This window comes from Streptomyces chiangmaiensis (assembly GCF_036281785.1).
GTDB lineage: Bacteria > Actinomycetota > Actinomycetes > Streptomycetales > Streptomycetaceae > Streptomyces > Streptomyces chiangmaiensis.
Genome location: NZ_JAYWVC010000105.1, coordinates 18,546 through 28,790, shown reverse-complemented (window position 1 = coordinate 28,790; position 10,245 = coordinate 18,546). Strand labels below are relative to the sequence as shown.

The 10,245-nt window shown below is 69.7% G+C and carries 10 protein-coding genes and 1 pseudogene; 7 read left to right on the top strand and 4 right to left on the bottom strand.

Going from position 1 to position 10,245, the window contains the following annotated elements; all coding sequences use genetic code 11:
* Positions 1–313: pseudogene (locus VXC91_RS26045) on the top strand (DUF2637 domain-containing protein); the annotation flags it as partial.
* Positions 314–385: 72 nt separating this feature from the next.
* Here the strand turns inward: VXC91_RS26045 and lysS are convergent.
* Positions 386–2,128, bottom strand: a complete 1,743-nt coding sequence (lysS, locus tag VXC91_RS26040) for a lysine--tRNA ligase (RefSeq protein WP_329509768.1) — start codon at positions 2,126–2,128, stop codon at positions 386–388.
* Between the two features lie 223 nt (positions 2,129–2,351).
* Between lysS and argS the strand changes: the two genes are divergently transcribed.
* Positions 2,352–4,115, top strand: coding sequence for an arginine--tRNA ligase (gene argS / locus VXC91_RS26035; RefSeq protein WP_329509767.1), 1,764 nt, complete (start codon positions 2,352–2,354; stop codon positions 4,113–4,115).
* A gap of 61 nt (positions 4,116–4,176) precedes the next feature.
* Positions 4,177–4,317 (top strand): hypothetical protein, encoded by a 141-nt coding sequence (locus VXC91_RS26030; RefSeq protein ID WP_329509766.1) that lies wholly within the window; start codon positions 4,177–4,179, stop codon positions 4,315–4,317.
* On the opposite strand, the gene VXC91_RS26025 is transcribed toward VXC91_RS26030, so the two are convergent.
* On the bottom strand, positions 4,307–4,729 hold the full coding sequence (locus VXC91_RS26025) for an ATP-binding protein (protein WP_329509765.1): 423 nt from the start codon (positions 4,727–4,729) through the stop codon (positions 4,307–4,309). The two genes, VXC91_RS26030 and VXC91_RS26025, sit on opposite strands and share 11 nt — an antisense overlap.
* 113 nt (positions 4,730–4,842) lie before the next feature.
* On the opposite strand from VXC91_RS26025, the gene VXC91_RS26020 reads away from it, so the two are divergent.
* Genes VXC91_RS26020 through VXC91_RS26010 form a run of 3 tightly spaced genes read left to right on the top strand, consistent with a single transcriptional unit; the run spans position 4,843 to position 6,760 of the window.
* On the top strand, positions 4,843–5,670 hold the full coding sequence (locus VXC91_RS26020; RefSeq protein WP_329509764.1) for a helix-turn-helix domain-containing protein: 828 nt from the start codon (positions 4,843–4,845) through the stop codon (positions 5,668–5,670).
* The gene (locus VXC91_RS26015; protein WP_329509763.1) at positions 5,667–5,906 is read left to right on the top strand and encodes a DUF397 domain-containing protein; all 240 of its coding nucleotides are present in this window, start codon (positions 5,667–5,669) and stop codon (positions 5,904–5,906) included. Before VXC91_RS26020 ends, VXC91_RS26015 begins: the two co-directional genes overlap by 4 nt.
* 35 nt (positions 5,907–5,941) lie before the next feature.
* Complete coding sequence (locus VXC91_RS26010) at positions 5,942–6,760, top strand: DUF4253 domain-containing protein (RefSeq protein ID WP_329509762.1); 819 nt, start codon at positions 5,942–5,944, stop codon at positions 6,758–6,760.
* 10 nt (positions 6,761–6,770) lie between these two features.
* On the opposite strand, the gene VXC91_RS26005 is transcribed toward VXC91_RS26010, so the two are convergent.
* Positions 6,771–7,976: an aminotransferase-like domain-containing protein gene (locus VXC91_RS26005; protein ID WP_329509761.1), complete on the bottom strand. Its 1,206-nt coding sequence runs from the start codon at positions 7,974–7,976 to the stop codon at positions 6,771–6,773.
* A gap of 162 nt (positions 7,977–8,138) precedes the next feature.
* On the opposite strand from VXC91_RS26005, the gene VXC91_RS26000 reads away from it, so the two are divergent.
* Positions 8,139–9,071 carry a phosphotransferase family protein gene (locus VXC91_RS26000; RefSeq protein ID WP_329509760.1) on the top strand — a complete coding sequence of 311 codons (933 nt, stop codon included), beginning with the start codon at positions 8,139–8,141 and terminating at the stop codon, positions 9,069–9,071.
* 162 nt (positions 9,072–9,233) lie between these two features.
* Here VXC91_RS26000 and hemB read toward each other — a convergent pair whose 3' ends face one another.
* Positions 9,234–10,226, bottom strand: a complete 993-nt coding sequence (hemB, locus tag VXC91_RS25995) for a porphobilinogen synthase (RefSeq protein WP_329509759.1) — start codon at positions 10,224–10,226, stop codon at positions 9,234–9,236.
* Positions 10,227–10,245: the final 19 nt, after the last annotated feature.

The window sequence follows — 10,245 nt, the reverse complement described above, 5'->3', positions numbered from 1 at the left end:
GGAGCAGTACCAGGGCCCGGTCCCGGAGCCCCGGGAACCCTCTCCGGAGGACACCGGGAGTTTCCCCATCCCCGTCACCGGCAACCGCATGCGCGAGCTCGGCGAGGGCGGCGGTACACCGGAACCCACCGAGGAGTCGTACTACCAGGTCTTCAAGCAGTCGATCAACGGCAGCTATCCGACACCGCGCGAGTTCATCGACAACGTCGAGGCGGAATTCGGCAAGAGCCTCGCCTCGGACGAGGCCAAGCGCATGGTCAGCCGCTTCACCAACCGCCACACCGCGGAGCTGGAAGAGGACCACATCGCGTGACGGGCGGCACGTACGGCGACGGGGGCGCCCCGGTGTCATCACCGGAGCGCCCCCGTCGCCGTACGGCAGGCTCTACTCCCCGAGCAACCTGCGCACCCGGTCCTGCCCCACCGCGAGCAGCAGGGTGGGCAGCCGCGGCCCGGTGTCACGGCCCACGAGCAGGTGGTACAGGAGCGCGAAGAACGACCGCTGGGCGGTCTTGATCTCCGGCGGCAGCTCCTTGGGCGTGGCGTCGGCGGAGAACCCGGCCTGCACCTTGGGCACGCCGTACACGTGGTGGGTGAGCCCGTCCAGGGACCAGTGCTCCTCGAGGCCCTCGAGCAGCAGCCGCAGCGACTGCTGACCCCCCTCGTCGAGGGACTTCAGCAGTTCGACGTCCGGCTCGTCACGGACGATGGTGCGCTGGTCCGCCGGCACCTGGGTGTTGATCCAGGCCTCGGCCCTGTCGTACCGCGGCCGGACCTCGTCGAGCGAGGTGAGCGGGTTGGCGGGGTCGAGGTCGGACAGGATGCGCAGCGCCTGGTCCTGGTGGCCGGCGGTGATGTCGGCGACGGACGCCAGCGTGCGGTAGGGCAGCGGACGCGCTGTGGCGGGCAGCGGGCCGGCGGCCGTGCCGGTCGCCCGGGTGTACCCGGCCACGTCGCCCGGCAGCGCGGAGTCGTCACCCACCTTGGCCGCCAGCTTGTCCCACTCGTCGTAGAGCCGCTGGATCTCCTGGTCGAAGGCGATCTTGAAGGACTGGTTGGGCCTGCGCCGGGCGTAGAGCCAGCGCAGCAGCTGGGGTTCCATGATCTGCAGCGCGTCGGCCGGGGTCGGCACCCCGCCCTTGCTGCTGGACATCTTGGCCATGCCGCTGATGCCCACGAAGGCGTACATGGGACCGATGGGCTGCTTGCCGCCGAAGATCCCGACGATCTGCCCCCCGACCTGGAAGCTGGAGCCCGGGGAGGAGTGGTCGACGCCGGAAGGCTCGAAGACGACGCCCTCGTAGGCCCACCGCATGGGCCAGTCGACCTTCCACACCAGCTTGCCGCGGTTGAACTCGCTCAGCCGCACCGTCTCGGTGAACCCGCAGCCCGAGCACGAGTACGTCATCTCGGTGGTGTCGTCGTCGTACGCGGTGACGGTGGTGAAGTCCTTGCCGCACCGGCCGCAGTAGGGCTTGTACGGGAAGTACCCGGCGGAGCCGGAGCTGCCGTCGTCCTCGGCGGCGGCGCCGGAACCCTCGGCGGCCTCCAGCTCGGCCTCGTCGACGGGCTTCTGCTGCTGCTTGGCGGCGGCCTTGGGCTTGGTGCGGTACTGGGCGAGGACGGCGTCGATGTCGCCGCGGTGCTTCATCGCGAAGAGGATCTGCTCGCGGTAGGCACCGGAGGTGTACTGCGCCGTCTGGCTGATGCCCTCGTACTCGACGCCGAGCTCGGCCAGCGACTCGACCATCGCGGCCTTGAAGTGCTCGGCCCAGTTCGGGTGCGCCGAGCCCTTGGGGGCGGGCACGGACGTCAGCGGCTTGCCGATGTGCTCGGCCCAGGAGTCGTCGACGCCCGGCACCCCGAAGGGGACCTTCCGGTAGCGGTCGTAGTCGTCCCAGGACAGGACGTGGCGCACCGTGTACCCGCGCCGCCGGATCTCGTCGGCGACGAGATGGGGCGTCATGACCTCCCGCAGGTTTCCCAGGTGGATGGGGCCCGACGGTGAGAGTCCGGACGCCACGACGACCGGTTTGCCCGGGGCCCGACGCTCCGACTCCTCGATGACCTCATCCGCGAAACGGGAAACCCAGTCGGTGGTCTCGGTGCTCTGAGCCACGATCGGCACGTCCTTCTTTCTCCATGGGCAGCCGGTGCGGTCGCACGGCTGACCGCTCCATTGTCCCAGGCGGTACCACTTCGACGAAAACACCTTTTCACGGTCCCGCCGCACCCTCAGGGACGAGCGGACACGGGTCGGCGTTCAGCCCGCGAACGGAAAAATCGCTTTACCACGCATGGGATACTGGGTGCGTCCTTCTATTCGCACGAGGAGAACGGCACCCACTCATATGGCCTCGGTCACGTCCCTCACCGATTCCGTCCAGCAACGCCTCGCGAACGCCCTCTCGGCCACCCTGCCGGAGGCCGCCGACGCGGACCCGCTGCTGCGACGAAGCGATCGGGCGGACTACCAGGCCAACGGGATCCTGGCGCTGGCGAAGAAGGCGAAGGCGAACCCGCGCGATCTGGCGGCCCAGGTCGTGGACAAGGTCGTCACCGGTGACCTGATCAAGGACGTCAAGGTCTCCGGACCCGGCTTCCTCAACATCACGGTCACCGACAAGGCGATCACCGACAACCTCGCCGCCCGCGCCGCCGACCCCGACGGCCGCCTCGGCGTGCCGCACTCCGAGAACCCGGGCACCACGGTCATCGACTACGCCCAGCCGAACGTGGCGAAGGAGATGCACGTCGGCCACCTGCGCTCCGCGGTGATCGGCGACTCCGTGGTCAAGCTCCTGGAGTTCACCGGCGAGACGGTCGTCCGGCGCCACCACATCGGCGACTGGGGCACCCAGTTCGGCATGCTCATCCAGTACCTGGACGAGCACCCGCACGAGCTGGACCACAAGGCCGCCGAGGTCACCGGCGAAGAGGCGATGTCGAACCTCGACCGGCTCTACAAGGCGGCCCGCAGGTTCTTCGACTCCGACGAGGAGTTCAAGACGCGTGCCCGGCGCCGGGTGGTCGACCTCCAGGCCGGCGATGCGCACACGCTGGCCATGTGGCAGAAGTTCGTCGACGAGTCGAAGATCTACTTCTTCTCCGTCTTCGACAAGCTGGACATGGAGATCCGCGACCCCGACATCGTCGGCGAGTCCGGCTACAACGACATGCTCGAGGAGACGTGCCGCCTGCTGGAGGAGTCCGGCGTGGCGGTCCGCTCCGAGGGTGCCCTGTGCGTCTTCTTCGACGACATCAAGGGCCCGGACGGCAAGCCGGTCCCGCTGATCGTGCGGAAGTCGGACGGCGGCTACGGCTACGCGGCCACGGACCTCTCCGCGATCCGCGACCGTGTCTTCAACCTCAAGGCGAACTCGATCATCTACGTCGTGGACGCCCGCCAGTCGCTGCACTTCAAGATGGTCTTCGAGACCGCGCGGCGGGCCGGCTGGCTGAACGACGACGTCAAGGCGTACCAGCTCGCCTTCGGCACGGTCCTCGGCAAGGACGGCAAGCCGTTCAAGACCCGTGAGGGCGAGACGGTCCGCCTGGTCGACCTCCTCGACGAGGCGATCGAGCGCGCCTCCGCCGTCGTACGGGAAAAGGCCCAGGACCTGTCCCAGGAGGAGATCGCCGAGCGCGGGTCCCAGGTGGGCATCGGCGCGGTGAAGTACGCGGACCTCTCGACGTCGGCGAGCCGGGACTACAAGTTCGACCTCGACCAGATGGTGTCGCTGAACGGCGACACGTCCGTCTACCTCCAGTACGCCTACGCCCGTATCCAGTCGATCCTGCGCAAGGCCGGCGAGGTACGCCCGGCCGCGCACCCCGAGCTGGAACTGGCCGACGCCGAGCGCGCACTGGGCCTGCACGTGGACCAGTTCGCGGAGACGGTGGCGGAGGCCGCCCGGGAGTACGCCCCGCACAAGCTGGCGGCGTATCTGTACCAGCTGGCGTCGCTCTTCACGTCCTTCTACGACAAGTGCCCGGTCCTCAAGGCCGAGACGCCCGATCAGGTCGAGAACCGCCTCTTCCTGTCCGATGTCACGGCCCGCACCCTGCACGAGGGCATGGCGCTGCTGGGCATCAGGACCCCCGAGCGGCTCTGACGCCCCGCCGCCGACGCGAAGAGCCCCGCGCCCCGGGCCGGTTCCCGGGGGCGGGGCTCTCGTGCGTCGGCAAGGGGCGTACCCCGAGCAGCGAGGCGGGCCCGACGGCCGGGTGAAGCTGCCCGCCAAGGGCGTGTACCACGACAACAAGCTGACCGCGCCGTACTGGCAGTCAACCGCGGCCGACGCCCTCAGCTGGTGAGGTCCCCGGGTGGTGCGGAAGCGAACTCGCACCACACCACCTTGCCGAGTTCACGCTCGCCGACGCCCCACTTGTCGGCGAGCGCGGCGACCAGCAGCAGCCCGCGCCCGCCCTCGTCGGCCTCGTCGAGGACCCGCGGGACGCCGGGCCCGCTGTCGTGCACCTCCACCCGCAGCACGGCGCGGTCGTACCGCAGGAACACCCGGAAATGGCGGCCGGGCGGCACCCCGTGCACCAGCGCGTTGGTCGCCAGCTCACTGACACACAGCAGTACGTCGTCGCGGCACCCGGCTTCGGCGAGCCCCCAGCCGGTCAGGGTCTCGTGGGCGAACCGCCGGGCGGCGGGGACGGAACGCCGCTCGCGTCGGAAGAACCTCTCGCGCAGAGGCGGGAGTTGGATCGTCTCGTTCACGGGACGAGTGTTGCGGAGCGTGACTATCGTGGATCACTGAGTGAACCCGTACGGATTTTTTGTACGGGTTCCCACGGGGTCGCGTACGGGCAGGCGTGGGGAGTTGGTCCAGCATGAACTCCAGGAAGCTTCCGCGGAAGAAGAACTTCTCGGCCATGAGGATGCTGGGCGTGCAGCTCGGCACGGCCCGCCGCGCGGCCGGCTTCACCCAGCGGTCCCTCGGTGAGCGGTTGATGGTCGACGAGGAGACCATCGCGTCGATCGAGCAGGGCCGACGACCGCTGAAGCCGGATCTGGCCGCGTCGTTGGATGAACTCCTGGGGACCAAGGGGCTGTTGTCGGCAGGGGTGGAGAACCTGCCGGAGATCGATCAGTTTCCGATGTGGGCGGAGCTGTACGTCCAACACGAGCGTGAGGCCATTTCACTGTCCTGGTACGACGCCCTGGTCGTCCCCGGCCTGCTCCAGACCGAGGCCTACGCCCGGGCGCTGCTGGGCGGTCGCGTTCCGCCGTACGACGCGGACGAGTTGGACACGAAGATCGCGGCACGCGTCGGCCGTCGCGAGATCCTGCACCGCAAGGTCCCGCCGACGCTCAGTTTCGTGGTCTGGGAGCCTGCACTGCGCATGCCGATCGGACGAGGCCGCACGCATCTCGGCCAGTTACGGTTCCTGCGCGAGCACTCCGAAGTCCCCGGCCTGGCCTTGCAGATCCTGCCGCTGAACCGCCCTGCGCACGCTGGAACCGCCGGCCCGTTCACCCTCCTGGAGACGCCGGACCACCAGCACCTCGCCTACACCGAGTCCCAGCGCGGCAGCCAGTGGGTCTCCGACCCGAACGAGGTGTCCATCCTGGCGCGCAAATATGCGATGCTGCGAACTCAGGCCCTCACCGTCGAGGACTCCAGAAGCCGTCTGGACCGACTGCTAGGAGAGCAATGAGCACCACGCTTCAGTGGTTCAAGTCGACCTACAGCAGTGACGAAGGCGGCCAGTGCCTCGAAGTCGCCTACACGTGGCGCAAGTCCAGCTACAGCGGCAGCGAGGGCGGCGAGTGCGTAGAAGTCGCCGCCTGCCCGTACACCGTTCACATCCGCGACTCCAAGAACCCCACCGGCCCCACCTTCCAAGTCGCTCCCGGCACCTGGGCCGCGTTCACGGCGTACGCCACCCGCTAGTGCCGTTGTCAGTGGCTGCACCTACAGTCACCAGCATGGCGACACTTCCCAATCCGCTGCCCCGGCTGGCGGCCGATCCGAGCGGGCGCGCGCTCGGACTCGAACTCCCGCCCGGGAGTCTCATCGACGCGACGGACGACGGGCCGTGGCACGAGCCGTTGTTGTGGCATGCCGGGCGCCCCGCATCCTCCGGCAATTGGGCGCGGCTGGGCTCGCCCGGAGCGCGGGCGGGGCTCCTGCCGGTGCTCGTCGACATCGGCGGCACCCAGGGCGGTCCCGAGGACTGGGAGTTGATGCCGGGCGAGATGTCGTATCCCGGGGATCACGACGCCGAGGACGTGCTGGCCGAGTTCTGGGGCGACGACGACACGGACGGCGAACTAGACGCGCTGCTCGCCCCGTTCGGCCCGCAGTGGCCCGGACTCGCCGCCGCTCCCCGGCTGGAGGCCGACCCCGACGCGCGTGCCGCCGAGGTCGCCGACTCCCTGCTGGAGGAGGGCTCCTGGTTCAAGGAGCCGCGCCTCGCCCTGGTTCCGGCCCGTCGCTCCGCCGACATACCCGCGGCCATCGGCTGGAGCGGACCCCTGAACCACGAGAACGACACGGCTCGCCTCTGTTCCGTGCTCCGCTCGTGGGAGGACCGCTTCGGCATACGGGTCGTCGCGCTCACCTTCGACCAGCTCGTGCTGTCGGTGGCGGCGCCGCCGACCACCGCCGCCGAGGCGGAGGAGGTCGCCGCCGAACACTTCGCCTTCTGCCCGGACAACATCACCCAGGGGCACCACGACACGCTGCGGGAGTACGCCGAGCACGAGATCCTGGGCCGGCGGCTCTGGTCCTTCTGGTGGGACTGACCCGCTCGCCCTAGCGCAGCGCCCTCCCCAGTCGCCGCAGTCCCTCGGCGATCTCCTCCGGAGTGTGCGTGACGAAGCACAGCCGCATCGTCGACCGATCCGGTGCACCCGCGTAGAAGGGCGCACCGGGGACGTACGCCACGTCCTGTTCCACCACCCGCGGCAGCAGGGCCGTGGTGTCGTAGTCCCCGGGAAGGTGAGCCCACAGGAACATGCCGCCCTCGGGCCGGTTCCAGACCGAGCCCTCCGGTAGCGCGTCCGGAAGCCCGGCGAGCATGGCGTCCCGGCGTTCGCGGTACGCGGCGGCCACACCGGCCACGTGCCCGTCCAGGTCGCGGTCGGCCAGATAGCGGGCCGTGGCAAGCTGGTTGACGGTCGGCGTGTGCAGGTCGGCGGCCTGCTTGGCGACCGCGCAGGCCCGCCGCAGCGACGCCGGCGCCCGCAGCCAGCCGAGCCGCAGTCCGGGCGCCATCACCTTGGAGAAAGAACCGAGCAGCACGCCGCGGTCGCGCACGTCCTCGTAGGAGGAGATCCACGGCACGCGCTCGCCCTCGAACCGGAGTTCGCCGTACGGGTCGTCCTCGACGATCCACAATCCGCACCGGGCGGCGACGCGCGCGATCGCAGCGCGGCGGTCGGCGGGCAGGGTGCGGCCGGTGGGGTTCTGAAAGGTGGGGACCGTGTAGAGCAGCTTGGGACGCTCCGCCACCACCAGTTCCTCCAGCGCGTCCGGATCGATGCCGTCCGCGTCACCGGGCACGGCGACGATCCGGGCACCGGCGAAGCCGAACACCTGAAGGGCCGCAAGATAGCAGGGGCTCTCGACGAGAACGGTGTCGCCGGGGTCCAGCAGGGCGGTCGCCAGCACGGACAGCGCCTGCTGCGAGCCGGTGGTGACGAGCAGGTCGTCGGCAACGGTGGCAAGGCCGCGCACGGTGGTGCGGTCCGCCAGTGCGGCCCTGAGCGCGGGCTCGCCCTCCGTCGTCGAGTACTGCAGCGCCTGCCTCGGGGCCCCGGTCAGCACGGCGTGGAACGCGGCGGCGACGCCCTCCGAGTCGAAAAGGCCCGGAGCCGGCAGTCCCCCCGCGAAGTTGACGACTTCCGGACGGGCGGTGACGGCAAGGATGTCCCGTACCGGGGAGCCACCGACCGAGGCGACCCGGTCGGCGAACGCGGGCGGTGGGGGACTGCCGATCACACGGTCGGTGAAGGTCATGGTGGCGGCTCCTTGTGTGGCACCGGCGCCCGCACGGACTGGAACTCCGTTGGTACGCCACTCGAAAACACCTCTTTCGCGCACCTTACGGACATGGCTGCCCGATGCAACAACCTCTTTTCGCCATGCGGACGACGGTCCGTGGGCTCTAGCATGCGGCCCATGCTGCCCAGCGTGGACACCATCGACGAGTTGGAAGCAATGGTCTCGGACGAGGCGGTGCTGCGCCCGGCCGCACTGGACCTGTGCGACCGACTCGGGCTCGTCGGGCTGGCGTTGCGGCGCTTCGACGACGGTTCACTCCCCGTCTACGCGGTCGGCGGCGATCTGGTGCTGAAGCTGTATCCCCGGTTCGAGATGACGGAAGCCATCAGGGAAGTACGGGTGTTGGCACACCTCTGGGGTCAACTTCCGCTTCCCACACCTCGGCTGCTCGCCACCGACGAGTACACCAACGGCTGGCGGTTCGTGCTGATGTCCCGGCTGCCCGGCCTGTGCGTCGCCGAGGCCTGGCCCCGTCTCACGGCGGCGGAACGGGACCGGATCGTCACGGAGTCGGCCGAGACGCTCGCCGCCCTGCACGCGATGAGCTTCACCGCGCTGACGGACGTCGTGGGCCCCTCGGACTGGGGCGCGTTCCTCGGCCGACGGCGCGCCCGGACCATGCACCACCACAGCGCCAACGGTGTGACCGAGCCCTGGCTGAGCCGGATCCCCGAGTTCCTGGACTCGGTTCCGTTGCCCGCGTCGACCGACCGGGCCCTGCTGCACACCGAGTTCATGCCGGAGCACCTGACCATCGACATGCGCGACGGCCGCCGGCTGACCGGTCTCTTCGACTTCGAGCCGGCGATGATCGGCGACCCGGCGTACGACTTCGTGAACGCGGGCCTGTTCGTCACGCGCGGCGACCCGCGCCAGTTCCGCCGCTTCTACGAGGCTTACGGGCGCTCACCGCACGACCCGTTCCAACTGCTCGCGTACACGCTGCTGCACGTGTACAGCGACCTGCCCCTGTACCTGCACGAGCTCCCGTCCCCCGCCGAACCGCGTCTCGACGCGCTCGCCGAGTTGTGGTTCGGCACGAAGGGATGACCGGCACGGGATGACCGGGGCCGGCCGGAGCCGGGCCTTCCCGCAGCGCGGGACCGCACCCGCGTCCCGGCCCGGGCCTGTACGTGGACGGCTCGGCGGTGACGTACTGGCTGTCGAGCCGGGAGGCGGCCCGGACGTACTGAGGCCGGGCCGGCCACCGTACTAGCGCAGCTGCCGGGCGACCTCGGTGGCCCAGTACGTGAGGACGGTGCGCGCACCGGCCCGCTTGATGCCGGTCAGGGTCTCGAGGATCGCGCGGTCACGGTCGACCCAGCCCTTCTCCGCTGCGGCCTCGATCATCGCGTACTCACCGGAGATCTGGTACGCGACGACGGGCACGTCGACCGCGTCCGCGACCCTCGCCAGGATGTCGAGGTAGGGGCCGGCCGGCTTGACCATCACCATGTCGGCGCCCTCCTCGAGGTCGAGGGCGAGTTCCCGCAGGGACTCCCGCCAGTTGGCGGGGTCCTGCTGGTACGTCTTGCGGTCACCCATCAGCGACGAGGCGACGGCCTCACGGAACGGACCGTAGAAGGCGGAAGAGTACTTGGCGGTGTAGGCGAGGATCGCCACGTCCTCGCGCCCGATCTGGTCCAGTGCCTCACGGATGACCCCGATCTGGCCGTCCATCATCCCGCTGGGCCCGACGACATGGGCACCGGCGTCGGCCTGCACCTGCGCCATCTCGGCATACCGCTCGAGGGTGGCGTCGTTGTCGACCCGTCCCTGGGCGTCGAGCACGCCGCAGTGACCGTGATCGGTGACCTCGTCCAGGCACAGGTCGGACATGACGAGGAGGTCGTCCCCGACCTCGGCGCGCACGTCACGGATGGCGACCTGGAGGATCCCGTCCGGGTCGGTGCCGGGTGTGCCCACGGCGTCCTTCTTCGAATCCTCCGGCACACCGAAGAGCATGATCCCGGAGATCCCCGCCTCCGCCGCCTCCACGGCCGCCTTCTTGAGGCTGTCCCGGGTGTGCTGCACGACGCCGGGCATCGACGTGATCGGCACGGGCTCGGCGATGCCCTCCCGCACGAACGCCGGGAGAATGAAGTCGGCAGGGTGCAGCCGGGTCTCGGCGACCATGCGACGCATGACAGGCGTGGTGCGCAGGCGACGGGGACGCGTACCGGGGAAGGATCCGTATTTCGTCATGCTCTCTACGCTACGCCCG

Bases quoted from the DNA above. Each gene is read 5' to 3' on its own strand.
- VXC91_RS26020 (WP_329509764.1), top strand. From the start codon at position 4,843: ATGAACTCCAGGAAGCTTCCGCGGAAGAAGAACTTCTCGGCCATGAGG.
- hemB (WP_329509759.1), bottom strand. From the start codon at position 10,226: ATGACGAAATACGGATCCTTCCCCGGTACGCGTCCCCGTCGCCTGCGC.
- argS (WP_329509767.1), top strand. From the start codon at position 2,352: ATGGCCTCGGTCACGTCCCTCACCGATTCCGTCCAGCAACGCCTCGCG.
- VXC91_RS26015 (WP_329509763.1), top strand. From the start codon at position 5,667: ATGAGCACCACGCTTCAGTGGTTCAAGTCGACCTACAGCAGTGACGAA.
- VXC91_RS26010 (WP_329509762.1), top strand. From the start codon at position 5,942: ATGGCGACACTTCCCAATCCGCTGCCCCGGCTGGCGGCCGATCCGAGC.
- VXC91_RS26005 (WP_329509761.1), bottom strand. From the start codon at position 7,976: ATGACCTTCACCGACCGTGTGATCGGCAGTCCCCCACCGCCCGCGTTC.
- VXC91_RS26000 (WP_329509760.1), top strand. From the start codon at position 8,139: ATGCTGCCCAGCGTGGACACCATCGACGAGTTGGAAGCAATGGTCTCG.